We start from the raw sequence: 24,509 nt of genomic DNA, 5'->3' as shown, positions 1-24,509 counted from the left end.
ACCGGCCGCCGCCGACGAGCCGTTCGCCCGCCGCGAGGGCGTAGCCGTTGGACCGGGCGAACAGCGCGGCCGGGTCCAGCGGCGCGGTGGCCGGACCGGGCCGGTCCAGGTACGAGCGAAGTCCGCGCAGTTCAGGGCTGTCCAGACCGGCGCCGTCGGCCGCGTCGTCGATCAGCCGCAGCACGCTCTCCAACCGGCGTGCCGTGTCCGCCGAGGAGTGCGGTGCCGCGCGCCACCATTGGATCAGCGGGTCGAGGGCGGCCCGGTGGTCGTCGATCAGCTCGGCCGCGCAGTCGTCGGGCTGGTCACCGTGGTCACCGAAGGCGCCACCACTCCCGTCGAACAACTGCTGGCACTGATGGGTCAGCGCCGCCAACTCCAGCCCGAGGAGGTCCGGTTGGAGCGCCGGTATGCCGTCGAGGTGCGAGGCCGGCCACCAGCGGGCCGCCCAGTGTCCGAAACCGAGCCGGGCGGCGTCGGCCGCGAGCACGGTCGGGTCCGCAGGCACTTGTGTTCCGGCCGGGTCGCCCGTCGCGCAGGCGTGGACGGCGGCGGCGACGCGCTCGCCGTAGACCGCCCACAGCCACTGCTGCGCCCGCCCCGCGTCGTGGATCTCGGTCGTCGGCGGTCCCGGGTCCCCGAGGACGGACCAGGTCAGCACAGCTCCGGCGACATCGAGCACCGCCAGGGTGAAGTCCGCAGTGGTGACGGGACGGGCACCGACGGGGGCAACCCGGATCGTGCCGTTGCCGTCGTCGCGCGTGACGCGGACATCCATGGGAGGCAGCGCCATCACGCACTCCTCGACTCGGCCGCTTCGGGTACGGCGGTCGGGTCCACCGGCGGAGCCGACAGCGCGCGCAGCGCCGACCGGACCCTGGCCCGGTGGTCCATCATCACCGAGCGGGCGACCCCGTCGAGTACCGCCCAGGCCGCCGCGGCGTCCGCCAGCGGAGCGTCGCGGACATCCCGTCCGTGCAGTCGCACCCACAACCGCCGCATGTAGGCGGCCCATGGCGTACGAAGGTCCTGGGCGAGGGCGTCCAGCACGCCACCGTCCGGATCGGGGCGGGGCGAGACGGTCATCCGGCGGGCGCGGAGGACCGAAGCCTCCCGTCGCCAACGGCCGTTGACCGCCCGGTGCGCCGAGGTCCGCCCCGGCGCGGATTCCCCGGTGCCCAGCGGGTCGAGGCCGACCGCGAGCCGGCCGCCGAGTACGACGGCGACGCGCAGGCTCTCGTCGTACAGACCGAGCGGAGCGCAACTACGGCCGACCTCGCGCCGGACGAGTTCCGGGACCGTCGGCAGTTCCTCGCGCCGGGCCGAGGACTGGAGTACGACGAAGAGCCGCTCGAAGAGCGTGCGGTCCAGCGGGGCAGGCAGGGTGGCCGTCGAGGCACCCCGGCCGACCTGCGGACGCGGTGGCAACTGCCGTTCCGTCAGCCCCAGATGGGCCGGCAGATCGGCACGGCCCCAGATCCCGCCCGTGCCAGTGTCCGCGTCCGTGCTCGGGTCCCCCCACAGGGCGCGGCCGAGCAGGTCGCCGTCTCCCGCCTCGACCATGGCCCCGTACTCCGGTGAGTCCCGCGGCCCGTCCGGCCCGCCGCAGGCTTCGAGCACCTCGGCCGCCCGCGCGACCGCCGCGTCCGTAGCGGTTGAAGCGGCGGCCGGAGCAGGCCGACGGCTCTCCCACACGAGAGCCAACTCCCTGTCGACACGGGCGTGTTGGGTGTCGTCGGCCAGATGGCGCTTGAGCGCGTCCACCGTACGGCCGCCGTCCGCGTCCGCCACATCCTCGACGACGGCCCTGGCCAACGCACCCGCACCCGCGCCCCCGTCCGCACCGGCGGCGGGCGCTCCGTGCTCGGCGGCGAGTTCGAAGCACCGCTGGAAATAGAGGTCCTGGGGGTTGCCCGCCACCACGCCCAGCGCCCGGCGGGTCCGCTTGAGGAGGGTGAACCACTGTGCCGTCGCGATCAGCCGCGCACCGGACTCCCGTATCAGCGTGTCGAGTTGGGCGGCCCGCTCCGGTGTGAGGAAGTCGGCGGCGAGTTCGGGGTGCAGGGCGGGCCGGACGACCAACGGCAGCAGGATCAGCTTGACGGTCCGGGTCAGGGGGGCGCCACCGGGGCCGCTCAGCGGTTCGAGACCCGGCCCGAGAGCACGCCAGGAGCCGTCGATGACCATGGCGCGCGGTCGGCGCGCGTAGGTCGGCTGGCTCGGAAGCGGCATGTCAGGAGCGTACGTCGTCCGAGATCGGGCGGTCGAACCTGGGATCGGTAGGCGAACGGAGACACCTAGCGTTCACAGGGACAGCGGGAACGACGGGACACCAACCCGATCAGAAGGAGGAGCCGTCATGGGACTCTTCGGACGTCGCAAGAGCCGCGAGGAGCGGGCCGCGGAGATCGCGGCACAGGTGGCCGGCGGCAAGGGCTTCTACGGCCGTACCACCCGCGCCTTTCTCGGCAGGGAGGACTACGCCAGAGTCCAGGAGTCGATGGGCGCGTACAACTCCGGCCTCGGCGTACAGCAGTTGCTCGCGGCGGGAGCGCCGACCACGTCCGCCGTCGTCGTGTCGATCGGCGACACCGGCCAGCTGATCAACCACGATCCGGTCGTCGACCTCGTCGTGCAGCCGTCAGGCGGCGGCGACCGGATCACCCTGCGGACCATCGTCTCCAAGCTGCGGATCCCGCGCACCGGCGACGAGGTGCTGCTGGTCGCCGACCCCGCCCGGCCGGGTGCCTACCTCTACGCCGGGGACGGTGCGACCCCGTGACGCCGACACTGCCGTACGAAGTGCCGGTGACCGAGTCCGCGCTGCTCTCCTTCGACGGCCGGGTGCTGGAGGTGTTCGGCTACGTAGACGCCGCCCGCTACCACATCTGGGAGGAGCCCCGGATCGAGTTCCGCACCGGCCGGATCCGCCGGCTGACGATCGTCACCAGGCACGGCAGGAAACACTCCGTCCTCTACGACGAGTCCTGCCTCCCCGGCCTGAGCGTCCTGGCGGACCTGCTGGAGCGGAGCCGGCCCCAGGCCCCGGAGCGCTGACATGGCCGACGACGGGGCCGGTCCCGATCCGGAGCGGATGACGCTGGTCGACCGGGTCAGCCGGTGGGACGCCGCGATCCTCTACTTCAGCGCCGCGACGCTGTGTCTGTGCGGCCCGGTCATGTTGGCCTGCACGGTCTTCGGTGGGGCCGAACTCCTGCTCATGGGCGTGGTGTTCACGGTGATCTTCCTGCCCGTGGGCCTCGTGCTCTGGTTCCACACGAACCTCGAAAGAGAGCACAACCGACGGCTCGATGCCGTAGGGGTCCCGGCGACCGCGGAGATCCTCGGCCTGGCCGACTTCGACTGGAACGGAGAGGAGTCAGGCGTGCTGGTCGAACTGCGGATCAGCGGGCCTGCGCTGCGGACGTTCGAGACGACCTGGAAGCGCACGCACCACCCTGCCCTGCGCGTGGGCCTTCGGTGCAAGGCGGTGGTCGACCCGGTCGGCGGACGGTTCCGGGTCGAGTTCTGAGCCATGAGAGGAACGGAGGAAGGTCTATGCGTAGCCGCATCGGTGTGTTCGTGGGCAATCTGTTGTTCGCTGCCGTCTGCTGTGGTGCGGGCCCGTTCTTCCTTGCCGTCGGGTACTCCGCCTGGGACGAGGACCCCGGCTGGGGCTGGCCGGCGGCCCTAGCGGCGTTCGGGGCGGCCGTCTCGGTCATGATCCCCGTCTCCGCGATCATCGCGACGCGGCAGGAGTTTCCCCGGATCACGCGCAGGGACCGTCTGAAGGGCGGGGGCTTCCCGTACCGGGACGACACCTTCGTGCTGTGGGCGCCCAGCTCCCAACAGGGCTCGGCACAGGCGCGGTTGATGCGGGCGGACGTACTGGAGGCGGCACTGGTCCGGTACAACCCGGACGGCGAGTCGACCTTCACCACCCACGTGGGCAACTACACCCCCGACGAGTTCACACCGCTGATCGGACTGAGACTGCGGGTGCACGACTCCGAGGAGACCGACCCGGCCCATGGGACCGACGGGACCGCGTACTTCGAGGTCACGGGCGAATGGCGGGTGCCGTCCGTGTGTCTGTCGGCGATCACGGCGGGTCGTCTGGTCGTCCTCGTCGAGCCGACCGCACCGGGGGCGCGGCGGGCGGTCAGGCCCGAATGGCCGCGCAGCGCCCTGCTCGCGGGCACGAGAACCTCCCGGCTGATCGATCTCGAAGGCCGCTCGGCCGAGTTGACCCGGCGATCGGGCCGCCAGCTCCAGCAGATGCGGATCTCACGAGAGGCCGGAAGCGTCGCCATGACCGGCGACACGATCGACCTGCGGCAGCTGGACCCGTACACGGCGGCACGCTACGCCGCCCTGGCCGACCGGGACCGTGCCTGCCCCGAGGAGCAGGCGCCGGTGAGCGAGCCGGGCGAGGAGACGCGTCGACTGGCGGACCAACTCCCGGGTGAGACGGGTGAGTTCGGATGGGTCGGCCGTCGTTGGTCGCGGCGCGGTGGGGTACTGGTGCGCGCCCGCTTCCTGGAGATGCGCGGCAGGACCACCTTCCAGGACCACGGCCCGGTCCTCGACACGGTCCTGCGTATCCAACCGGCGGACGGCACACCCCCGTTCGACGCCGCCCGGCGGCTGACGGTGCCGATGAACTATCTGACGGTCCTCCACCGGACCAAGGAGGTCGTCCTCGTCGTCAGCCCGAACGGCCGCTCGTACGTGGTCGACTGGGCCCGCACCAACCTCCTCGCGGGTGTCACCGCGGCCGGGGTCATCGCCCCGGACGGCACTGAACTCCCCGTGGCGGGGCGCCCCGAGCTCATCTGGGCCCTGATGAACCTGCTGGCGTCCCAGGGCCTTTCGGTCACGACGCCTGTCCTGGACCTCCGCAAGCGCCGGCTGAGCAGGGTGGCGGACATGGTGACGCGGGTGGTGCTGGACCATGCCGACCCCCGCACCTGTGCATGATGTGCGCTGTGGTGTGGATGGTGTGAACGGTGACAGCGGACAGCGACCGACCAGAACGGGACGGCCGTCAGCCGAGCTCTCGGGAGCCGACGATGCGGAACGTGGGATGGTCGGCGGGATCGGGCAGCTGACGGAATGTCTCGGCGACGGTGGGGAAGCGGCCGAACCGTTCCAGATAGACGCGGATCAACGGCGCACGCTCGTCCACCGGGACCTCGACCGCCTCGAACTCCTCGCCACGGCCCCTGCGTTGGAGCCGGCCGCGCTGCGCGGCACGCAGGTTGCGGGACCACTCGGTGTTGCCGCGGGGCGCGATCAGATAGCGCTCCCCGTCGTGATCGAGGACGGCCACCGGCACACTCCGCCAGCGGCCCGAGCTACGGCCCCGGACACTCAGCGTGCTCAGCACCGACCGGGCGAAGAGCTTGGCCATCCGGTTGCCGATGACCCGTGCTCCCCACGGCGGGGGCAGGTAGGGGGCGCTCATCGGGACCTCCTCGAAGACGTTGGTGAGATAGTGTTCTAGGGTGACCCTAAATATAGGGTCACCCTAGACTCCTTGTCTTCCCGAATTGTCTTTGCGAATTGTCTTCCCGAAACCGGACGGAGGTGACCGTGGGACTGCGCGAGCTGAAGAAGGAGCAGACGCGGACGCTGATCGCGGACATCGCCTGGCGGCTGTTCGCCGACCGGGGGTTCGACGCCGTGCGGGTCGCCGAGATCGCCCGCGAGGCACACGTCTCCGAGGCCACCGTCTTCAACTACTTCCCACGGAAAGAGGACCTCCTCTACTCGCGGCTCGACGACTTCGGCGAACGGCTCCTCGCGGCGGTCGACTCCCGGCCATCGGGAGCGTCGGTCCTGGACGCGGTGCGGACGTTCCTGACCGGATCGACAGGGCTCCTCGCCCAGGTCGCGGCCGGTGACGATGAGGCCCTCGTACGGCTGCGGACCGTGCACCGCATGATCGCCGGCAGCCCCGCGCTACGAGCCCGCGAACAGCAGACGATCACCGATGCCACCACGGCACTGGCCGCCCGCCTCGCAGCGGAGCCGGGCGACGCGGCCGAGACCGACGACGTCACCGCGTACGTGGCCGCCAACGCCCTGATGGGCGTCCACCGGGCGCTCATCGACCTCGTACGCCGACGCGTCCTGGCCGACGAGGCCCCCGACCGGCTCGCCGCCGACGTCCGCGCACAGGGCACGCGGGCCTTCGCTCTGCTCGGGGAGGGGCTCGCCGGCTACGGCGTACGGTCCCGGCCGAACACCCGGCCGGGGAAAGGGAGTTGACGCCACCGGCCGAGTGATGTCCTGCCGCACGGTTACGGGCAGGACTCCCCGAACTTCACCGCGGAGAACTCCACCGGCTGCCCGTTCAGCTTCGTCCCGGCCGACGGTTTCTGCGCGCACACCTGCCAGTTCGACTCCAGCAGGACGTAACGCCCCTTGCCGGACACGTCCTTGACCGTGATCGACGTCCCGGACGCCAGTGCGTCGCGGGCGGTGTTCACCGACTTTCCCTTGAAGTCCGGCATCGTCGAGCCGGCCGATGCGGGTGCGGACTGGTCCTTCGACGGGCACGTCTCGGCGAGCTTCACCGCGCCGAAGTCGAGCCGGGTCCTGGTGGCGGCACGGGTGCCGGCCTTCACGTTCTGCGAGCAGACCTTCCAGTCCCGGTCGAGGATCTGGTGGCGGTTGCGGCCGAGCGCGTCATGGGACGTGAGGCTGTAGAAGCCCTGCTTCTGGGCGGCGTCCTGGGCGGACTGGAGACCCATGCCCACGAATGCGGGAACGGTCTTGGTCCCGCCACCGGTCTTGGCGTTGCCGCTCGCGCCGGCGGTTGTGCCCCCTTGCCCGGTGTCGGGGTCGCAGGCGGTTCCGAAGCCGCCGATGACGAGAACGCCTGCGATGGCTCCGACGACGAGTTTCCCGTCACGCCGTCTCCTAGGCGACGGCCCGGCGGCGTCTGACGGCCGACTCGGCGACGGGAATACGGAGTTGGACACGGTACGCCCCCTGGTGTGTTGATTTAGGGACACTGTGTCAGACCTGGAGGTGGCGGCAACGGCAGAGTGGCCGGAAGGACCGTAAGGGGTGAGGGCGCCGCCCTCGCCGATGAACGGACCAGGATTACTTGAGGTGTTGCCCCAGGAAGTCGACGACGTGCCCCATCGTCTCCTGCGTGGACCAGGGCAGGGCGGCCGAGGTGTCGCCGGTGAAGGACAGGTCGCCGTGGCCGGCGCCGGTGAGGACGTAGCGGGTGCTCTCGATCCCCTTGGCGCGCAACGCCGTGTGCAGGTCCAGGGTTTCGCTGGGGGAGACCAGGTTGTCGGCGCTGCCGTGGAACAGGACGAAGGGTGCCGTCCTGGAGCTGATGTGTGTCGCCGGGTCGGCTGCCGCGACCTCGCTGGTGCGGTCCGCGACCGACTTCTTGGTGCCGGGGCCGTAGACCCACTGCGCGGCACTGTTGCCCGACGCGTAGTTGGCCTTCTGCGCCGCCGTGTCGTAGTCGGCCGCGAGCTTTGACAGGTCGGCAGGGCCGAACTCGTCGACGACGCCCTGGACTTCACTGCTCTGGTCCAGGTTTCCGCCGACGTCGAAGGACTTCTCCCCGTTGGTCGCACCGGTCATCGCGGCCAGGTAGCCGCCGGCGGACTGGCCCCACACAGCGACGTGGTCGGTGTCGATGGAGTACTTGTCCGCGTTGGCGCGGAGGTAGCGGATCGCGGACTTCACATCGGCGACGGCATCCTTGTACGTGGCGCCGTCCTTGGTGGTGCGGTACTGGAGGCTGGCCACTACATAGCCCTGATCGGCGACATAGGTGCGCTGACTCAGGTTGGCGGTGCGGTCCGCCATGGTGAACCCGCCTCCGGTCAGATAGATGACCAGGGGCTTCTTGCCCGAGGTGGACGTGGGCACCTGGATGTCCAGCTTCAGGTCGCTCTTCTTGCCGTCGGTGGTCGGCGAGGAGTACGTGATGTCGTGCGTGGTGGTGATCCCGGAGGTGGCGCACTGGATCTGCGCGCCCTTGGGGTCGATCACGGTGCTGGTGCTGGTGTCCGACTTCTTGATGGTCTTGGCCACCGGGATGCCGCCCGCGTTGCCCGACGGCATCGCGGTGGGCGTTCCGGCACTTGCGGCGGCCGTACCTGTGGGGCAGGCGGCCGTCTTGGCACGCGCACTGGTGCTGGACGTACCGCTGGACGCGCTGTTGCCGCCGGAGGAGCAGGCGACCAGCGCCAGCCCCGCCGCGACGGTGACCGTGACACCGACGCTGACCCTCCGCCGACCTGCCCACGTCTTCTCTTCGCGCATGTCTTCATCTCCCACGACATCGGACGGTAAACGGAGATTCAATCTCCGTTTCTTCCTGCCACCGTAACATCAAACGGAGATTCAATCTCCGTTTCGGTCTGTTGTGTCGCGTCCCGGAACCGAACCTGATCAAGGGGTGCGCAGCTCGCGGCAGTACGATGCGCTGGACGACCGAACTCACCCGGAAGGCGGGACGACTGGCATGGCGGAGCCCGCTGAACCCGGCAGGGCGCCGCTGCGGCGCGACGCCGAGCTGAACCGCCGCCGACTGATGGCCGCCGCCCGCGAGGTGTTCCGTGACCGGGGCCTGGCCGCGACCCTCGACGACGTCGCCCGCCACGCGGGGCTCGGTGTGGGGACGGCCTACCGGCACTTCGCCAACAAGGAAGAGCTGGTCGACGCGGTCTTCGAGGACATGATCGACCGGGTCGAGGCGTGCGCGCGGGAGGCCGCCGCCGATCCCGATCCATGGCGCGGGCTGGCGGCCAGCCTGGAGAAGGTCTGCGAACTCCAGGCGCACGACCGCGGGCTGCGCGAGGTCATGCTCGGCACCGGCAAGGCCGCCCAGCGGCACGCCCTCATCGACCGGCGGATCAAGCCCCTGGTCGATCCGCTGATCGACCGCGCCAAGGAGCAGGGGGCGCTGCGGGCCGACGTGGAGCCCCTGGACTTCCCGATGATCCAGCTGATGGTGGGGGCGATCACCGACCAGACCGGAGAGCCGGACCTGTGGCGCCGCTATCTGCGAATGCTGCTGGACGGTATGCGGTCAAGGCCGGACGGGGCTGATCCGCTGCCGCCCGGCCCGACGTCCCACCCGCTCTGACCTCGCCGGGGACTGGGCGAGGGGTTCGCAGGGGAGGGCCCGCGCCGTCGTGGGTGAGCCGGGCCGTCGCGGGTGGCTGGTCCCGGGACGCTAGGTCGAGAGCGCGAACCTGCCCGTGACCCGTAGCGCCTCGCCCATGACGAGCGACGCCTTCGACGAGGCGACCGTCTCCTCCGTCGCCGGATTGCGGTCGTCATGTGTCCACCCCTCATCAAGGGTGTCGCATATTGAGTGTACTGAATTAGGGAGAGCGGGCCAGGAGTGCGCAGGTTTTATTGACTCGACCGGTCGGTACAGCTAATTTCGCAGATATCTGGGGGTCGGCCTTCTGGCTACGGACGACGGAGTTCGAAGAGAGGTACCGCCTGTGTTCAAGGAATTTGTCGTGTCCGGCGATTCGCACATCATCGAGCCGGTCGATCTGTTCAAGACCCGCCTGCCCAAGCAGCTCCGCGAACGTGCCCTGTGGGAAGAGGAGTTCACCCTCGACGAGCCGATCGTGCCGGGCGGGCACACGGAGTTCAAGAAGCTCCACACCATCGGGTTCGACGGCTGGACCATCTCCAAGTACCGCCAGACCGGCGGGGAGACCCCGGACGGCGACCCCGACCACATCATCCGGGACATGAACTTCGACGGCGTGGACGCCTCGGTGATGTTCCCCAACCTCTCGCTGTTCGTCCTGTTCACCGACGACCACGAGCTGTCGATGGCTCACGCGCGCGTGTGGAACGACTACCTCGTCGAGACATACCTCCCTTACAAGGACCGGCTGCGCCCCACGGCCGCGATCCCGATCACGGACGTCCCCGCTGCCGTGGCGGAGATCGAGCGGTGCGCGGGCCTCGGCCTCGGCGCGATCCTCCTCCCGGAGATCCCGCCACTGCCGTACTACGCGCGGGAGTACGACCCGATCTGGGCCGCGGCCCAGGCACACGGCATGCCGGTCTTCATCCACGTGGCCACCGGCGGGGTGAAGGTCAAGGAGGGGATCTCCGGGACGGCGCGGACCGTGCGCGGCCTGATGACGGCCATGAACATGGGCAAGGGCAACCTGACCGACGACATGGTGGCCGGCCGGACCATGGGCTTCGCGGCCGGCGCCGGCGTGGCCGGTCCGCAGGGCATCATTGCCAGCCTCGTCGGCGGCGGAGTCTGTGAGCGCTTCCCCGACCTGCACTTCAACCTGATCGAGTACACGGCCGGGTGGCTGGTTTCCTTCATGGGCTACATGGACAAGGCCTGGAAGACGGGCACCGGCCAGGACCCCGACTGGTGGCTCGGCTTCTGGGACGACACCCGTCCGGCGAACGAACAGCCCTCCATGGGAAGGCTGTTCGCGGTCAACGACAAGTGGCCCTACCCGCTCAAGCCCACCGAGTACGTCCGGCGCCAGATCCACGTGCAGTTCGCCGACGACCCCACGGCCGTCAAGGCGCGCCACATCACCGGCCTGTCCACGGTCATGTGGGGCAACGACTACCCGCACGCGGAGGGCACCTTCCGCAGCAGCGCCGAGTGCATCGCCGAGAACTTCGAGGGCGTGAACGACGAGGACCGCGCGGCCATCCTGGGCGGCACCCTCGCCGACGTCGTGCACTTCGACAAGAGCAGGAAACTCGCCCCGGTAACCGAGAGCGCCTGATCCGCGGAACGGCGTTTCAGGGCACTGAAACGCGAGGGCGGCGGCGGGCGGTCCGAGGGTGCCGCCCGCCGCTTTGCTCACGGCGTGGGCAACTCGTCGATCAGGGCGAGGGAGGCACGGGCGTAGGCCGCCCGGCGCCGTTGGCTCGCCACGAAGCTGGGCAACGGGTCGTACGTCTTCACCGTGAGGTAGAAGGCGATCATGCGGCGGGCGTCGGCGTTGGCGCGTTCGGGGGCGGAGTTGTCCACGGTCGTGATGACCCGGCCGTGTTCCAGGGCTGGTTCGGTGCGTCCGGCGGTGGCGGCTATACGGGTGTTGAACGCGGCGATCAGTACGGGGATGTCGAGGCGGTCGAGCAGGGGGCGCGGAGGGTCTCCGCGATCCGGTCCACCAGGCGGGCGAAGGCGTAGGCGATGGCGGGCCCGGCCAGGGCATGCTGAATCGCGTCAGAGCCAGTCCTTCGTGGAGCCTCATAAAAAGGACACTGTTTTATGCAGCGCAGGGAGAGTGCCAGCGCAGTGTCCACCGCCCCCGGTTCACCGCGGCGCGGTCCATCTTCGTCTTCTCGACGGGGTTTCCGATCTGCGTGCACCACAGCTCGGTGCGCAGGGCCTCGCCGAACGGGATCCGGCGGGCCGGCGCGATGGGTTCGAGGGTCTGGGGTGAGTCCGTGGCCGAAGAGTCTGCGGCGACCGCCCTGCTGATCAAACAGGGTCGTAAATCAAGGCAGTTGAACGCCATGCATCAGCGGATGCTGCCCGCGCTGCCGGTGTTGCTGGACGAGACGGCCGAACTGCTGGGAACAGCCTGAAGTTGATGGATGCCCAGATCGAGGGCCGCTTCGAGATGCGTGACTGAGCCGGTGGACATCATGATCAGGACGCCGCCCTGGATACCGGCGAGCAGGGCCGCCGCGGCGCGGTCGGCGTCGAGGCCTGCGGGGATCTCGCGCTGGTCCTGCATGGACCGGATGCCGACGGCGAGCTTGGACTGCCATGAGGCGACGAGCTGCCTGGTGACGGCCTGCGCGCCGGGCGTGGCGGGGGTCAGCTGGGACATGAGCGCGTTGAGCGGGCACTGCTGCCCCTGCCGGCGGTAGCGGTCGACGACCGTGTCCCGCCAGTCGTGCCAGGCCTGCCACGAGGTGAGCGCGCTGAGGTGGGGCTGCTGGTCGGACAGGACGCGGTCCGCCTCATGCTGGGCCACGGCGAGCAGGAGCTCCTCCTTGCCGCCGGGGAAGTAGTGGAAGAGCTGGCTCTTGCTGGTGGCCGTACGGGCGCGGATGTCGTCCAGGGTCGTCTCCGTGACACCGCGTGCGCGGATCTCCGCCGCGGCTCCTTCGATGATGCGTTGCCGGGTGGCCGCGCCTTTGGGGGTCAGTCGTGGTGCCATGCCGCCACCCTGCCACTTTCTGGACTTGCAGGTCCATTTTTTGGGTGGCAGGTTTGCCGTTCCCAGCCGGTTGGACCAGCTTCCGGCGGGTCGGATTCGGAGAGGCACAGCATCATGACCAAGCGACTTGCCGGGCGGAATGCCCTGGTCACCGGCTCCACGAACGGTATCGGCGTCGCCGTCGCAGTGGCCCTGGCCGCCGAGGGAGCGTTCGTCGTCGTCAGCGGACGGGACGAGCGTCGTGGCGGCGAGGTGGTGGCCCGCATCGAGAAGGGCGGCGGTGCGGCGGCCTTCGTCAAGGCGGATCTGTCCGCGGGCGTCGATGTGATCGACCGCTTCGCCACCGACGTGCTGACCGCGGCCGGCGGACGGATCGACGTGCTCGTCAACAACGCGGCGCTGCTGCTCATGCCCACTCCCACCGCCGAGGTCACGCAGGAGACCATCGACGAGGCACTGGCCGTGAGCGTGCGGTCGGTGTTCCTGCTCACCGGCCTGCTGGTACCGCCCATGGTCGAGCGCGGCCACGGCGCCGTGGTCAACCTGGGCTCCATCAGCGGCCTGCGGGGCAGCGCGCGTTCGGCGCTCTACAGCATGACCAAGGCGGCCGTGCACTCGCTCACCGCGTCGTGGGCCGCGGAGTACGGGCCGCACGGCGTCCGGGTCAACACGGTCGCTCCCGGCCCCACCCTGACTGAGAAGGTGGCGTCGAAGGAGGAGCTCCTGACCTCGATCATCGCGCGCATGCCTTCCGGTCGCGCCGGCACTCCGGCCGAGGTGGCCTCCGCCGTCGTGTTCCTCGCGAGCGACGAGGCGTCCCAGATCCACGGCGCCACCCTCACCGTCGACGGCGGATACACCGCGGTGTAGGGCTGCGGCGGGTGGGGCAGGGCTGGGCTAGTACAGCCCGCCGTCCACCCGGATCAGCGCCCCCGTCGTATAGCTCGACGCGTCGCTCGCGAGGTACAGCGTCGAACAACTCATCGCTGGTGTTCGCGTCCGAGGACGCACGGGAAGGCGCCGCCGCGCTCGCCGCAGCCGCCGGACACGACCTCACTCACATTGCCCTCACCGGCGTGCTCGGCGCGATCGGAGACGCGGGGGACCCCGCAGTTACCGCTCATACTGGTCGGGGACCTCGGCGACTTCGAGGTCAACGAGGCTTCCGCTCGGCGGTACCGCCAACCCCACGATCATCGAGTTGCTCCAGTGACGATCGCCCTGGACGGTGAAGACCTGAGCTACATCACCTCTCGTCCGTCCAGGCCAGCGTGACCTGCATCTCGCTGAACCGCCAGCCCATCGGGGTCCGTACGGCGGTGCACGCGACGCGCAGACCGCTGATCCGATGGGGCGCCGCGCCGTCACGGTAGAAGTGCACGAGTTGGTTCGCGGTCGCCGTCGCGCGGTTGCCGTCGAGATGCACCAGCACGTCGCCGTGCATGTGTTGGGTGCGCTGGTCCTCGACCCAGCTTCGTTTCAGGAAGGCGGTCAGCTCGTCGAGGCCGTGAAGGTCACCCCGTGGGGAGCGCGCCACGACGTCGGAGTGATAGACGGTTCCGGCGTCGTCGTGACGGCACTCGTCCAGCAGGTTGGCCAGGTGCGCGAACAGGTCGGTGATCTCGGCTCGGTCGTCGGCCGGGGTGGCAGCGGGCAAGACGGCTCCTTTGATGGTTGCCCCAACACTAGGGCGCCGGGCCGAGGTTGCCCGCGTGGATGCCTCACCATCGATCTCGGTGCCGATCAACGCAGCGTTCACCTGCACCCGCGTGGCCAGTTCTCCGATCGCCGACCAGCTCGCGGAGTCGTCGAGCACAGATCCGCTGGCGACCGACGTGCGGGGGACAGACGCAGCAAGTCGTCTAGTACGGCGGTCAGTTCAACACCGCGCGCCGCCACACCGGAGCGGAGTCGGACAACCCATGTCGGCCTGCTGGCCGTTGGTCGTCCACACCTTCTGACCGTCGGCGACGAAGACCGCGTCGTCGTCCTCACCTTCGCGGACCGCCCGCGTCCGCAGTGCGTCCAGGTCGCTGTCCGACTCCGGTTCCCTGAACAGTCGGCACCAGGAACCTGCCTCGTACAGTTTCGCCGTCCACCCCTGGATCGCTGGCATCAGTTCCGGCTCCGGAGCGCGTTGCCCCCGTACGGGCTCACCCGGTCGACAGAGCCCCAGTGCCGAAAAAGTGGCCTCATCTCGCGTCCGGGCAACCGAAGCGCACGCCTCCCGCCCAGGTGACGAATAGGCTGGGGATCCGCAATATCCTCTCAGAGGAGTTGGCCATGGCGACTGGCGTCGACCGCGAGCTCGCCGACGGCGAGACCGGTGTCCCGGTCGGCAAGCTGGCCGCGCAGACCGCCCGCCGTATCGAGGCGACTGTCATTCGCCAGGGCTGGCCGGTGGGCGAGTCGCTGGGGTCCGAGGTGGATCTGCGGGAGCGGCTGGGGGTGAGCCGGGCGGTGCTGCGTGAGGCGGTACGGCTCGTCGAGCACCACCAGGTGGCCAGGATGCGGCGCGGCCCGAACGGTGGCCTGATCGTGTGCGCACCCGGCGCGGGACCGGCGACCCGCGCCATCGTGATCTACCTCGATTACGTCGGCACGAGCGTCACCGACCTGCTCCAGGCCCGCCTCCTGTTGGAGCCGATCGCCGCCGGACTGGCCGCCGGCCGCATCACCGAGCAGGGCATCGACACCCTCCGCGCCACGCTGGCCGCCGAACTCGACCACTGGGACGACCCCGGCGTCCACTCGCAGGACCCCCTCCACCCCGTACTCGCCCAGTTGTCGGGCAACCCGGTGCTGCACCTGTTCGTCGACGTGCTCACCCGGCTCACCGCGCGCTACGCGCACACCTCCCGCCGTATCTCCAGGACCGAGATGCATGCGGCGAAGGACGCCTCGCACCGTGCGCACAAAGCCGTCGTCGACGCGGTGATCGCCGACGACGGGGCCCGCGCGCAGACGGAGTTGACCGCGCATCTGGAGTCGGTGGCCGACTGGATCGAGAAGCACCGGGTGCGGCGCGGGCAGCGGATCGCGGGCAGTGTCGTCGAGCCCGAAGTGGTCGAGGGCCCGCGGGCCAAGCTCGCGGAGGTGGTCGCGGCGCGCATCCACGAGGACATCGCCGCGCGCGGCCGGCAGACCGGCATGGTGCTCGGCTCGGAGGCCGACCTGCTTGCCCGTTACTCGATCAGCAGGGCCGTACTGCGGGAAGCCGTACGGCTGTTGGAGTACCACTCGGTGGCCCGGATGCGGCGCGGTCCCGGCGGCGGCCTGATCGTCACCGAGCCGGAGCCGCAGGCCAGCATCGACACCATGGCGCTGTTCCTGGAGTACCAGGGCGTCGCGGCCGACGACCTGCGGATCGTCCGCAACGCCATCGAACTCGGCATCGTCGCCCGGGTCGCAGTCAGAGTCGCGGAAGGCGACAAAGGGGTGATCGAACGGCTTGCCAAGGCGGTTCGCCGGAGCGCGGAGGGTCCCGCCGACGAACCCCGCAAGGCCGACTTCTTCCACTCCGAACTGGCCGCGCTCTCCGGCAATCCGGTCCTGTCGCTGTTCCTGTCGATCATCACCGAGCTGTTCCGCCGCCATGCCTCCGGCCACGACCGGCCGCTGCCCGGTGACGCGGCGGCAGACGAGGTCCAGCACGTGCATCAGAAGATTCTCGACGCCATCGCCGAGGGCGACGCCGGGGTGGCCCGGCACCGGATGGGCCGCCACCTGGACGCGCTGATGCCTTGGGGCACTGATTCCCCGACACTCGACCTACAGCGCCCCGTGCGGCCTCCAGGCTAAGCGGCGGACGCAGTCGGGTGGTTGGGGCAGGCGGTTCAGGCCAACCCGCCGTTGGCGAACAGCACTTGGCCGTTGATCCAGCGGGCCGGACCGGCCAGGAACGCGACGGACTCGGCGATGTCGTCCGGGGTGCCCAGACGCTCCAGCGGGGCGGCCTTGGCCAGGTTCTCGATCGTGGTCTCGTCCTTGCCGTCGAGGAAGAGCGGGGTCGCGGTGGGGCCAGGGGCCACGGCGTTGACGGTGATGTCCTTGCCGCGCAACTCGTGGGCCAGTACGAGGGTCATCGCCTCGACCGCGGCCTTGCTCGCCACATAGGCGCCGTACGTCGGGAACTTGGTGCGGGTGACGGTGGTGGAGAAGTTGATGATCGCGCCGCCGGTGCGCACCCGGCGGGCCGCCTGCTGGGAGACGACGAACGTGCCCCGGATGTTGGTGCGGTGCATGCGGTCCAGGTCGTCGAGGTCCAGGGTGGCGATGGGGGACAGGGCCATGATCCCGGCGGTGTTCACCACCACGTCGATGCCGCCGAACTCCGCCTCGACCGCGTCGAACGCGGCGGACATCGCGTCCTCGTCGGCGACGTCTCCGCCGACCGGGATCGCCCTGCCGCCGGCCGCGACGATCGCTGCGACCGTTTCGTCGGCCTTCGCCTTGTTGCCGGCGTAGTGCACGCCGACCGCGATGCCGTCCTTGGCCAGCCGCTCGGCGACCGCTCGGCCGATGCCGCCGGAACCGCCGGTGACCAGGGCGACGCGGGTGGTGGTTTCGGTGTCAGGCATGGTGGGTGTCCTTCCCGGAGCGGGGGATCTGCGTGAGCCACTGCCCCAGCAGGGCCGACTCCGCGGGGGTGAACGGTTGTGGGGTGAGGTCGTCGAGCGAGGAGAGCAGCGTGGTGGCCGCCGCCGCCCTGGCGTCGTGGACGGTCGGGTCCGACGGCGGGTCGAGCAGGATCGCCTGGACCATCGCGTCGCGGACCGAGGCCGAAAGCTCCGTGTCCGGATAGAGCGCGGGGCGTGTGATCAGGCCCAGCGCGACCCCGGTGGTCGCCGTCATGACCATCCGCGCCGCGATCTCGGGCGCGATCCGCATCCGGCCCTGCGCGGCGAGCCGGTCCAGGACCTCGCGGAGAATGCGCAGGGCCTCCTGTGCCGCCTCGGGTGTGGCGCGCAGGGCCGGGGCGAACATCAGCTTGTAGGCGTTGGGATGCGCCAGCGCGAACGCCACATGGCTGTCCCAGCCGGAGAGCAGGTCCCGCAGCGGGTCCGCCGACTTCTCGGCCGCGCGCTTGGTCTCCAGGTACTGGTCCCACACGTGGTCGACCGTCGCTGCCAGCAGCCCGTCCTTGTCGCCGAACAGGCGGTACAGCACGGGCTGTTGGACGCCGGCCGCTTCGCACACCGCGCGCGTCGACACGTCGCCGCTCGGCGACTGGGCGATCAGCTCCGCCGCCGCCTCGATAATCAGCGATCTCGTGTTCATGTAATCGACGATAACACCGATGCGTATCGCTGACAACGTTCTACTGTTAGCAGTGAAAACAAGGGTGCCTCCCACCGCGTCCGTGCGGTGGGAGGCACCCTTGCTCTGCCGTGCGGTGGCTCAGGACTGCACGGTGAGCTGGAAGGCCTGCGCAGTCGAGCCGTCACAGGTCCGCTGGGTGAGCTGGACACTGTTGGTCGCCGCGGTGGCGGCCGTCAGACACTTGCCACTGTGCCGGGCGACGAAGTGGTAGCGCCCGCTCGTCTCCTTCACGGGCTGCCACTGCTGGTTCGTGCCGCCGGAGTAGGCCCACAGCTGCAACGTCGCGTTGTCCGCCGTCGAGCGGTCGGTCACGTCGATGACCTGCGCGGGGTTGCCGCGCGCGGTGATCTCCATGTACCCGCTGTCGGTGGAGCGGAACTGGTACTGCTGCGCCGTCGTGCCGTTGCAGGCGTACTGCTGGATCGCCGTACCGTTGGCCGTGGCCGCCGAACGGGCGTCCACACAGGTGCCGTTGCCTCCGTTCTGCACGGAGTACCAGGAGGTCTCCGAGATCGGGGTGTCCGTCGGAGGCGTCGAAGTGTCGCCCCCGCCGAGCCACTTGAGACCGTTCAGCAGGAACTGGTTCTGGGTCGCGCTCGCGAAGGTCGACGACAGCCGCGTGTTGGTCGTGTAGTTCATCGCGTTGTGGCCGAAGTTCGCGTACAGCATCTTGTACTTCGTGTTGGTCCAGATGATCGGGTAATACCCGCTGTACCAGGACTGGTTGGGGTCGGTGCCGACCGGGAAGCTGCTCGGGTCGATCGACGCCAGGATCTTGATGTCCGGGTTCTGCCGCAGATCGTTGGACCAGCTGTACCACTCGCTGACCGACGAGGTGAACGTGGCCGGCAGGGCGGCGGTGGGCGGGATCGAATGGTCCTCCACCTTCAGGGTCACCGCTGTCGGGCCCCAGGTGTTGGACACGAAGTTCCCCGAGCCGAGGAACGTGTTGTGGTACCAGGACCAGCTCGCCGCGTCCGTCGTGAAGGCGGAGACATGGAAGCCCATGAAGCCGCCGCCGCCCCTCATGTACGCCTCGAACCCGGTGCGTTGGGCGGCGGTCTGCGGCAAGTCGTCCAGGAACAGGACGACTTGGTACGCGTTGACCCCGCCGTTGGCGAGCAGGTCCCAGTTGGTGCTGGCCGTGTAGGTGTAGCCGTTGGCCGCCGCCTGCTGCGGGAACCAGACGTTCGCCTCCTTGTCGAAGTCGATGTGCGCCGCGTCGTAGGTCCCGCTGTAGAGCGCGAGAATCTTGAACGGGGTCGCCGCCGTGCTCGCCTGCGCGATGGGCGGCACGGACGCGAGGCCCAGCAGCGTGGCCAGCAGGAGGAGGACCCGCAGGAGCGCGCGGGTGGAACCGGATCTGACGGTGTTCATCTTCTGATCGATCCTTTCCACGCGGTCTACGGGTAGTTGGTCAGGTAGGCGACGTTGGTGCTGGAGTTGGACGGCCCGCCGGTGCTGTTGATGATGTGGCTGATCGTGCCGACCCCGCCCAGCGAGACGGTGACCATGTCGTGGAACTTGACCCCGGACACGCTCGGCACCTCGAAGGCGTGATCGGCGACCACGGCGGAGTTGGAGCTGAAGTAGCAGTAGCTGCCAAGTCCCCACGCCTCGTGGGTGGTTACGCTGGCGGCGACCTTGTAGGCGGGGTAGCCCTTGCCGGTGCCGTTCATCCAGGAGGCCTGGTTCGGCGGGTCGTAGGGCATCTCGTTCTGGAAGAAGTACGTTCTGCCGCCGTTGCCGTTCCAGAGGACCTGGGTCTTCTGGAAGTGCTCGACGAACAGGCCGTACGCCGTCACGTTGGCGGCGTTGACGATCAGTCCGGTGTCCGCCGTGTTGGTGGTCCAGCCGACCGTGCCGCTGTTGCCGTGGTCGGCCCGCCAGATCCAGGTGTGGTCGATGATCGTGTTGGCGCTGTTGATCACCATCGAGTTTGTCGCCTTGCCGACGGTGGCGCCGCCGATCCGGACGAAGACATCGGACAACTGGGTCGGGTCGGACGCGTGCGTGGCGGTCGAGCCGGACGGGCCGATCTGTACCAGCGTCGCGGAGTTGGTGGTGCCCGCGTCGACCAGTAGGCCCGCCAGCTCGATGCCGTCCACGTCGGCCGTGGAGATCGCGGTGATCCCGCCGTCCGGCACGAAGGTGGCCAGGCCCATGCCCAGGACGACCGTGTCGGGGCGCGTGATGTTGATCGTCTGGTTGAGGTGGTAGACGCCGGGGGTGACGAGGAGGTTCTTGCCGGCCGCGAGGGCGGTGTTCATGTCGGCCGCGGTGGCGCCGGGCTTGACGATGTAGAACTGGTCGATCGGCAGCGACTTGCCCGCCGGGGTCTTCCCGCTCCACGTCGTGCCCACGGCGTTGGACTGCAGGCCGGGCACGAACACCTGGTAGGCGCCCGCGCTGTCGACGTACAGGAAGGGCTTCTCGCGGATCGTCGGGGAGCTGGCGACGTTGGTGTACGTCGGGAAGGACTGGGCCGGTGCGCCCTGGTCGCCGACGAAGACCATGTTCCAGTTGGAGCCGGACCAACTGCCCATCGTGGAGTTCCGGGTGAGGAACTGCTGCTGGGTGCCGGACTGGATCTGGCCGTCGACCTTGGTGTCGGAGATGAAGCCGCCGCTGGACCAACCGCCGTCGTCCAGGGCCAGGTTGCCGCGCACGTGCATGCGCCGGTACGGGGCGGCCTGCGAGACGGCCCAACGGTCAGTGCCACCAGTGGGGTTGACCGACAGGTTCTCGGCGTCGCGCCAGAAGTTCTGCGTCGCGTTGCCCTGGAACCAGTCGGCCTCCGCGTGCACGGAACCGTTGATGGTCACGTCGTCCGGCGAGAAGCCGAGACCCGCGACCTGTGTGTAGAAGCCGACGTTGGCGTTGGCGCTGTAGGTACCCGGCTTGAACAGCAGGGCCTGGCGGGCCGAGCCGAACTGGTTGGTCTGCTGCTGGGAGAAGACCGAGTCCAGCTTGGACTGGATGCTGGACGCCGACATCGACGGGTCGAACACCGTCACGTTGGGGCCGAAGTCCGGGGTGCCCGGCGGGTTGGTCGTGGCGCCGCCCAGGGTGAAGGACTGTGCGGCCGTGCCGTTGCAGGTGTACTGCGCCAACTGCACGCTGTCCGCGGTCGACGCGCTCGGGACGTCCAGGCACTTCCCGCTGTTGCGGTTGACGAAGTGGTAGGCGCCGTCGGCCTCGGCGACCGGCAGCCACTGCTGGTTGTTGCCGCCGGAGTACGTCCACATCTGGATGAGCGCGGAGTCGGCGGTCGAGACGCCGGTGACGTCCCAGGCCTCGGCGGCGTTCAGGTTGCTGTTCACGCGGTAGTAGCCGCCGTCGGTGGCGACCAACTGCCAGTTCTGGGCGGTGCTTCCGTTGCACGTGTACTGCTGGACGGCGGTGCCGTCGGCACTCGCGGCCGAGCGGGCGTCGACGCACTTGCCGCTGCCCTTGTTGACCACGGTGGTGTAGCCGGTGGGTATCGCGGCGGCGGCCGAGTTCGCGGCGCTCGCCGAGCCCTGCGCGGCGAACTCGATGCCGGTCACGGTGGTCGCCACGAGCGCTACCGCCGTGAGCGCTCTCGGAATGCGGTGGCGGCCGGTCAGTCTCTTCCGTCTGAGCACGGATTCTCCTGTGGTGATGGGGGGTGGGGTGGAAAGTCCGGAGGGCGTCCGTCAGCCGGTGTACTGGGCGAAGATGCTGGTGAACTGCCAGTTGCTCTGGCTCACGCCCGAGCAGGTGTCGTCGTTCGGGTAGGCGCCCGGGCAGGGCCGGTCACGGTTGGCCGACCAGAACGTCAGCCGCGCCAGGTGGTGCGCCTGCGCGTAGGCCAGGATGGTCTGGAAGTCGGCGGTGGTGACGGTCTCGCTGTTGTCGGTGATGCCGTTCATGGAGGAGATGCCCATGTCCCGGTAGGCCGCGTCGTCGCTGTAGCCGTACGCGTTCTTCAGCGCGGTCTTGAGACCCTCGGCGGCCCGCTGGGTGAGCGTGCCCATGTTCTGGCCCGCGCCGCCGAAGTCGAACGGCATGATCGTCCAGGCGTCCACGGTCAGCCCGGACGAGGCGGCCCGGTTGATGAGGCTGGTGTCGGGACCGCTCTGCCCGGTGCCGATGGTGACGTACACCTTGATGCCCGGGTTGTTGGCCTTGACGGTCTTGAGCGCGTCGACCGTGCGCTGCTGGACCGTGGCGTTGCTGTACGCGTCGGCCTCGATGTCGATGTCGATGGCCTTCAGCGAGTAGGCGCTGATGACCTTCTGGTACGCCGCCGCCAGTTCGCTCGCGCTGGAGCAGGAACTCTCCAGCTTGTTGCCGCTGTAGCCGCCGAAGGACGGGACGACATCGCCGCCGTTCGCCCGCACGGTGTTGATGGTCGACTGGTCGACCCCGCCGGTCAGCGCCCGGCCGCCGTCCCACTGCGGGTTGCAGTAGCCGTTGCTCAGGACGAAGGCGAGCGTGAACCACTTCACGCCGGTTGCGTTCATGACAGTCGTGGGGCTGGGCGGATTCCCCCAGCCGTTGTACAGGTACGGCGCGACGGCCATGGGCGCGGTCGTGGGCGGGGTCGTGCCGCCGGCGGCGGGTGCCGTCCACTTCTGGTTGGCGGCGCCGGAGCAGGTCCAGATCTGGGTACGGGTGCCGTTGGCCGAGGAACTGCCGGTGACGTCCAGGCACTTGTTGGCCGCCGGGTTCACGATGTCGCGCGCGGCGCTGACAGTCCACTGCTGGTTGGCGCTGCCGGCGCAGGTCCACAGCTGGAGCTGGGCGCCGTTGGCCGTCGAATTGCCGGTGATGTCAAGGCACTTGCCGAGGGCGCGGATGGTCCCGTCGGAACCGACCGTCCACTGCTGGGCGGCGGTTCCGTTGCAGTCGTAGATCTGCACGGCCGCGCCGTCGGCGGAACTCGCGCCGGCGACGTCGAGACACTTGCCGCCGAGGCCGGTGATGGTGCCGGTCGCGGCCGAGGCGGAGGGGGCTCCGAGGGTGCCGACGGCGGTGAGACCGAGGGACAGCGCGAGGGCGCAGCGCAGGGCGAGGCGTTGCATGAGGAGGAGGCCTTTCGTCCTGGGGTGGGGGGTGGACGCCGCCGGCGTGAAGGCGGTGAGAGGTGAACGCTCGCGTTCACATATGTGAGCGCGAATTACACTCATCGGAGGTCTGCTGGCTGGTGAACCTAAAGGTCTGCACCAAAGGCGTCAAGAGGTGCGACCAGATAAGTCCCGCAGGTCGTACCTGAGTTGAGAAGTTGTAGGCGAAGGAAAAGAAATCACCAGGACCATTGAGCGGCCGGTTCCCACAGGTCACACTGTGCAGGCTTCGTGATGATCGTCAGCGTGCGCGCGTCGGAGGAACCATGAACACAACGGGGACCGCGGAGGTCGCGGTGCGGCACATCCTCAGTGACAAGGTCACGGGCGGAATCCTGAAACCGAAGACGCGCACGATCACCTGGACCGACGCGCGCTACGTGGTCAAGCGGCCCCCGTCGGGCAAGCACACGGTGGAGCTGACCTGCACCGAGTGCTCGGCGTCCCTGCTGGCCGAGGTCCGCGACCAGTCCACCACGCGCACGCTCGCGACCATCATGCGCATCGTCGGGGCGCTGTGTCTGATCGCCTTCGTCACCGCGTTCGCCTACGCCGTCCACGAGGGCGGCAAGACCCTCCCCGAGGGGCAGTCGCTGCCGGTTCTCTTCTCCGTCAGCGTCGTCGCCATCTTCGTCACCTTCGTGGCCGCGCCCGTGTTCTACATCCGCGGCAGCAACTACAACGGCGTCAGCATCCTCGACGCCCCCAAGCCGCGCCGCGGACACCGGATCGTGCCGGTGCGGGTGGTGAAAAAGGTCCCGCGAACCGGCCGTTAACCCGGGCGAGTTCGGCGGGCCGGTCCAGCGGGAGCCGCGGGTGGCCGTCGGTGGTCCGGCCTGCGACACCCGGACGGGATGTCCCGGCGAGTGGCAGAATCGACGCCGTGGATCGGGGGATCCTGGAGCGCGAGCCCCAATTGGCGCTACTGGCAACGGCCGCACGTGAGGCGGCGGACGGGGCCGGATCTGTCGCGCTCGTCTTCGGCGAGGCCGGCATCGGCAAGTCGACCCTGGTGAAGGCCATGCCGGACCGGCTGCCCCCTCGGTCGCGCATCCTGCTGGGTCAGTGCGACGACCTCGCCACCCGCCGCCCCCTCGGCCCGTTCCGCGACCTCATCGGCAGCGTCGGCGCCGAACTCGCCCAGGCCGTCATGGAAGGCGGCGACCGCCACCGCGTCTACGAAGCCCTGCAGGAAGAGCTGGCCGGGATACCGCATCCGGCGGTACTCGTCGTGGAGGACGTCCACTGGGCCGACGAGGCCTCACTGGACGCCCTACGCTTCCTGGTCCGCCGGATGGCACAGCTGCCCGCCGTACTCGTCCTCACCTACCGGGACGACGAGTTGAGCCGCGAGCACCCGCTGCGCCACCTCCTCGGGCAGGTGTCCCGCGCGGACCGCGTGCACCGGATGCCGCTGGCCCGCCTCTCCAAGTCCGCGGTACACACGCTCAGTTCGGCCAGCCGCCTCGACCCGGCGCAGGTGTACGAGGTGACGTCGGGGAACCCCTTCTTCGTCGCAGAGGTCCTGGCGGCCGGCGGCACCGGGGGGGTGCCCCCGACGGTCGTCGACGCGGTGCTCGCCCGGCTGCGCGGACTCGACGCCCGCACCGTGGACGCGCTGGAGCAACTCGCCGTCGTGCCCTCGGCCGTCGAACGGCCCCTGGTCGACACGCTGTTGACCGGTGGCGTCGCCGGGCTGGCCGCGGCCGAACAGCGCGGGCTCCTCACCGTGACCCCCGAACGGGTCGTGTTCCGGCATGAGTTGATCCGCCGCGCCGTCGCCGACTCCCTGCCCGCGGCCCGGCGGATCGACCTCAACCGCGATGTGCTCACAGCCCTCGTGCTCCGGCCGGGCTCCGACCCGGCCCGCGTCGTCCACCACGCCGCACAGGCCGGCGACCAGGACGCCATCGCCCGCTACGGCCCCGCCGCG

Annotated in this window: 25 protein-coding genes and 1 pseudogene; 11 read left to right on the top strand and 15 right to left on the bottom strand. The window is 69.5% G+C overall.

The genetic code is table 11. From position 1 onward, the window contains the following. Together R6V09_RS15020 and R6V09_RS15015 are read right to left on the bottom strand one after the other, a co-directional pair. Positions 1-793 (bottom strand): annotated as a pseudogene (locus tag R6V09_RS15020) (hypothetical protein); the annotation flags it as partial. Next, on the bottom strand, positions 793-2,232 hold the full coding sequence (locus R6V09_RS15015) for a hypothetical protein (protein WP_317881897.1): 1,440 nt from the start codon (positions 2,230-2,232) through the stop codon (positions 793-795). The pseudogene R6V09_RS15020 and the gene R6V09_RS15015, both read right to left, overlap by 1 nt. Positions 2,233-2,359: 127 nt before the next feature. Here R6V09_RS15015 and R6V09_RS15010 point away from each other — a divergent pair, with 127 nt between their 5' ends. Genes R6V09_RS15010 through R6V09_RS14995 form a run of 4 tightly spaced genes read left to right on the top strand, consistent with a single transcriptional unit; the run spans position 2,360 to position 4,980 of the window. Continuing rightward, positions 2,360-2,782: a hypothetical protein gene (locus tag R6V09_RS15010; protein ID WP_317881896.1), complete on the top strand. Its 423-nt coding sequence runs from the start codon at positions 2,360-2,362 to the stop codon at positions 2,780-2,782. Then, entirely contained in the window at positions 2,779-3,057 is a 279-nt protein-coding gene (locus R6V09_RS15005) for a hypothetical protein (RefSeq protein ID WP_317881895.1), read from the top strand. The genes R6V09_RS15010 and R6V09_RS15005 overlap by 4 nt, the downstream gene beginning before the upstream one ends. A gap of 1 nt (position 3,058) precedes the next feature. Continuing rightward, a complete protein-coding gene (locus R6V09_RS15000; RefSeq protein WP_317881894.1) occupies positions 3,059-3,532 on the top strand; it encodes a hypothetical protein in 474 nt (157 codons plus the stop codon). Between the two features lie 26 nt (positions 3,533-3,558). Next, the gene (locus R6V09_RS14995; RefSeq protein ID WP_317881893.1) at positions 3,559-4,980 is read left to right on the top strand and encodes a hypothetical protein; all 1,422 of its coding nucleotides are present in this window, start codon (positions 3,559-3,561) and stop codon (positions 4,978-4,980) included. Between the two features lie 67 nt (positions 4,981-5,047). Here the strand turns inward: R6V09_RS14995 and R6V09_RS14990 are convergent, their stop codons facing one another. Then, on the bottom strand, positions 5,048-5,467 hold the full coding sequence (locus R6V09_RS14990; RefSeq protein ID WP_317881892.1) for a nitroreductase family deazaflavin-dependent oxidoreductase: 420 nt from the start codon (positions 5,465-5,467) through the stop codon (positions 5,048-5,050). A gap of 128 nt (positions 5,468-5,595) precedes the next feature. On the opposite strand from R6V09_RS14990, the gene R6V09_RS14985 reads away from it, so the two are divergent. Further along, positions 5,596-6,273, top strand: coding sequence for a TetR/AcrR family transcriptional regulator (locus R6V09_RS14985; protein ID WP_317881891.1), 678 nt, complete (start codon positions 5,596-5,598; stop codon positions 6,271-6,273). Between the two features lie 32 nt (positions 6,274-6,305). On the opposite strand, the gene R6V09_RS14980 is transcribed toward R6V09_RS14985, so the two are convergent. Together R6V09_RS14980 and R6V09_RS14975 are read right to left on the bottom strand one after the other, a co-directional pair. Further along, positions 6,306-6,989: a PASTA domain-containing protein gene (locus R6V09_RS14980; protein WP_317881890.1), complete on the bottom strand. Its 684-nt coding sequence runs from the start codon at positions 6,987-6,989 to the stop codon at positions 6,306-6,308. Positions 6,990-7,113: 124 nt separating this feature from the next. Beyond that, positions 7,114-8,301, bottom strand: a complete 1,188-nt coding sequence (locus R6V09_RS14975) for an alpha/beta hydrolase (protein WP_317881889.1) — start codon at positions 8,299-8,301, stop codon at positions 7,114-7,116. Between the two features lie 202 nt (positions 8,302-8,503). Between R6V09_RS14975 and R6V09_RS14970 the strand changes: the two genes are divergently transcribed. Both R6V09_RS14970 and R6V09_RS14965 read left to right on the top strand, forming a co-directional pair. Further along, positions 8,504-9,127 carry a TetR/AcrR family transcriptional regulator gene (locus R6V09_RS14970; RefSeq protein ID WP_317881888.1) on the top strand — a complete coding sequence of 208 codons (624 nt, stop codon included), beginning with the start codon at positions 8,504-8,506 and terminating at the stop codon, positions 9,125-9,127. 385 nt (positions 9,128-9,512) lie between these two features. Continuing rightward, positions 9,513-10,772, top strand: coding sequence for an amidohydrolase family protein (locus R6V09_RS14965; protein WP_317881887.1), 1,260 nt, complete (start codon positions 9,513-9,515; stop codon positions 10,770-10,772). Positions 10,773-10,849: 77 nt separating this feature from the next. Here R6V09_RS14965 and R6V09_RS14960 read toward each other — a convergent pair whose 3' ends face one another. The 3 genes from R6V09_RS14960 to R6V09_RS14950 all read right to left on the bottom strand — a co-directional run bounded on the left by R6V09_RS14960 (position 10,850) and on the right by R6V09_RS14950 (position 12,164). Next, on the bottom strand, positions 10,850-11,020 hold the full coding sequence (locus tag R6V09_RS14960) for a hypothetical protein (protein WP_317881886.1): 171 nt from the start codon (positions 11,018-11,020) through the stop codon (positions 10,850-10,852). A 241-nt stretch (positions 11,021-11,261) separates the two neighbouring features. After that, entirely contained in the window at positions 11,262-11,480 is a 219-nt protein-coding gene (locus R6V09_RS14955; protein ID WP_317881885.1) for a hypothetical protein, read from the bottom strand. Positions 11,481-11,516: 36 nt separating this feature from the next. Next, positions 11,517-12,164, bottom strand: coding sequence for a TetR/AcrR family transcriptional regulator (locus R6V09_RS14950; protein ID WP_317881884.1), 648 nt, complete (start codon positions 12,162-12,164; stop codon positions 11,517-11,519). Between the two features lie 114 nt (positions 12,165-12,278). Between R6V09_RS14950 and R6V09_RS14945 the strand changes: the two genes are divergently transcribed. Further along, complete coding sequence (locus tag R6V09_RS14945; protein ID WP_317881883.1) at positions 12,279-13,034, top strand: SDR family NAD(P)-dependent oxidoreductase; 756 nt, start codon at positions 12,279-12,281, stop codon at positions 13,032-13,034. Positions 13,035-13,410: 376 nt separating this feature from the next. Here R6V09_RS14945 and R6V09_RS14940 read toward each other — a convergent pair whose 3' ends face one another. Continuing rightward, complete coding sequence (locus R6V09_RS14940; protein WP_317881882.1) at positions 13,411-13,821, bottom strand: nuclear transport factor 2 family protein; 411 nt, start codon at positions 13,819-13,821, stop codon at positions 13,411-13,413. 222 nt (positions 13,822-14,043) lie between these two features. Further along, entirely contained in the window at positions 14,044-14,280 is a 237-nt protein-coding gene (locus R6V09_RS14935) for a hypothetical protein (protein WP_317881881.1), read from the bottom strand. Between the two features lie 167 nt (positions 14,281-14,447). Here R6V09_RS14935 and R6V09_RS14930 point away from each other — a divergent pair, with 167 nt between their 5' ends. Then, positions 14,448-15,965 (top strand): FadR/GntR family transcriptional regulator, encoded by a 1,518-nt coding sequence (locus tag R6V09_RS14930; RefSeq protein WP_317881880.1) that lies wholly within the window; start codon positions 14,448-14,450, stop codon positions 15,963-15,965. Positions 15,966-16,000: 35 nt separating this feature from the next. Here the strand turns inward: R6V09_RS14930 and R6V09_RS14925 are convergent, their stop codons facing one another. From R6V09_RS14925 to R6V09_RS14905, 5 genes are all read right to left on the bottom strand, one after another. Further along, on the bottom strand, positions 16,001-16,744 hold the full coding sequence (locus tag R6V09_RS14925; RefSeq protein WP_317881879.1) for an SDR family oxidoreductase: 744 nt from the start codon (positions 16,742-16,744) through the stop codon (positions 16,001-16,003). Continuing rightward, positions 16,737-17,444 carry a TetR/AcrR family transcriptional regulator gene (locus tag R6V09_RS14920; protein ID WP_317881878.1) on the bottom strand — a complete coding sequence of 236 codons (708 nt, stop codon included), beginning with the start codon at positions 17,442-17,444 and terminating at the stop codon, positions 16,737-16,739. The genes R6V09_RS14925 and R6V09_RS14920 overlap by 8 nt, the downstream gene beginning before the upstream one ends. A gap of 120 nt (positions 17,445-17,564) precedes the next feature. Next, positions 17,565-18,863 carry a ThuA domain-containing protein gene (locus tag R6V09_RS14915; protein WP_317881877.1) on the bottom strand — a complete coding sequence of 433 codons (1,299 nt, stop codon included), beginning with the start codon at positions 18,861-18,863 and terminating at the stop codon, positions 17,565-17,567. Between the two features lie 26 nt (positions 18,864-18,889). Beyond that, complete coding sequence (locus R6V09_RS14910) at positions 18,890-21,112, bottom strand: RICIN domain-containing protein (protein WP_442810055.1); 2,223 nt, start codon at positions 21,110-21,112, stop codon at positions 18,890-18,892. Between the two features lie 51 nt (positions 21,113-21,163). After that, on the bottom strand, positions 21,164-22,534 hold the full coding sequence (locus R6V09_RS14905) for a ricin-type beta-trefoil lectin domain protein (protein ID WP_317881876.1): 1,371 nt from the start codon (positions 22,532-22,534) through the stop codon (positions 21,164-21,166). Between the two features lie 308 nt (positions 22,535-22,842). On the opposite strand from R6V09_RS14905, the gene R6V09_RS14900 reads away from it, so the two are divergent. Beyond that, a complete protein-coding gene (locus R6V09_RS14900) occupies positions 22,843-23,352 on the top strand; it encodes a hypothetical protein (RefSeq protein WP_317881875.1) in 510 nt (169 codons plus the stop codon). Positions 23,353-23,459: 107 nt separating this feature from the next. Beyond that, a partial coding sequence (locus R6V09_RS14895; protein ID WP_317881874.1) for an AAA family ATPase occupies positions 23,460-24,509 on the top strand: 1,050 nt, incomplete at its 3' end.

Origin of the sequence: Streptomyces sp. W16 (assembly GCF_033194735.1) — a bacterium.
Classification (GTDB): domain Bacteria; phylum Actinomycetota; class Actinomycetes; order Streptomycetales; family Streptomycetaceae; genus Streptomyces.
The sequence above is the reverse complement of the archived record's forward strand: the minus strand, read 5'-3'. Positions and strand labels throughout refer to the sequence as shown.

What these genes read in the sequence shown, in the direction of transcription:
- R6V09_RS14905 (WP_317881876.1), bottom strand. Translation starts at nt 22,534, where the DNA reads ATGCAACGCCTCGCCCTGCGCTGCGCCCTCGCGCTGTCCCTCGGTCTC.
- R6V09_RS14945 (WP_317881883.1), top strand. Translation starts at nt 12,279, where the DNA reads ATGACCAAGCGACTTGCCGGGCGGAATGCCCTGGTCACCGGCTCCACG.
- R6V09_RS14925 (WP_317881879.1), bottom strand. Translation starts at nt 16,744, where the DNA reads ATGCCTGACACCGAAACCACCACCCGCGTCGCCCTGGTCACCGGCGGT.
- R6V09_RS14900 (WP_317881875.1), top strand. Translation starts at nt 22,843, where the DNA reads ATGAACACAACGGGGACCGCGGAGGTCGCGGTGCGGCACATCCTCAGT.
- R6V09_RS15015 (WP_317881897.1), bottom strand. Translation starts at nt 2,232, where the DNA reads ATGCCGCTTCCGAGCCAGCCGACCTACGCGCGCCGACCGCGCGCCATG.
- R6V09_RS14920 (WP_317881878.1), bottom strand. Translation starts at nt 17,444, where the DNA reads ATGAACACGAGATCGCTGATTATCGAGGCGGCGGCGGAGCTGATCGCC.
- R6V09_RS14975 (WP_317881889.1), bottom strand. Translation starts at nt 8,301, where the DNA reads ATGCGCGAAGAGAAGACGTGGGCAGGTCGGCGGAGGGTCAGCGTCGGT.
- R6V09_RS14970 (WP_317881888.1), top strand. Translation starts at nt 8,504, where the DNA reads ATGGCGGAGCCCGCTGAACCCGGCAGGGCGCCGCTGCGGCGCGACGCC.
- R6V09_RS14950 (WP_317881884.1), bottom strand. Translation starts at nt 12,164, where the DNA reads ATGGCACCACGACTGACCCCCAAAGGCGCGGCCACCCGGCAACGCATC.
- R6V09_RS15000 (WP_317881894.1), top strand. Translation starts at nt 3,059, where the DNA reads ATGGCCGACGACGGGGCCGGTCCCGATCCGGAGCGGATGACGCTGGTC.
- R6V09_RS14935 (WP_317881881.1), bottom strand. Translation starts at nt 14,280, where the DNA reads ATGCCAGCGATCCAGGGGTGGACGGCGAAACTGTACGAGGCAGGTTCC.
- R6V09_RS14915 (WP_317881877.1), bottom strand. Translation starts at nt 18,863, where the DNA reads ATGAACACCGTCAGATCCGGTTCCACCCGCGCGCTCCTGCGGGTCCTC.
- R6V09_RS14930 (WP_317881880.1), top strand. Translation starts at nt 14,448, where the DNA reads ATGGCGACTGGCGTCGACCGCGAGCTCGCCGACGGCGAGACCGGTGTC.
- R6V09_RS14990 (WP_317881892.1), bottom strand. Translation starts at nt 5,467, where the DNA reads ATGAGCGCCCCCTACCTGCCCCCGCCGTGGGGAGCACGGGTCATCGGC.
- R6V09_RS14995 (WP_317881893.1), top strand. Translation starts at nt 3,559, where the DNA reads ATGCGTAGCCGCATCGGTGTGTTCGTGGGCAATCTGTTGTTCGCTGCC.
- R6V09_RS15010 (WP_317881896.1), top strand. Translation starts at nt 2,360, where the DNA reads ATGGGACTCTTCGGACGTCGCAAGAGCCGCGAGGAGCGGGCCGCGGAG.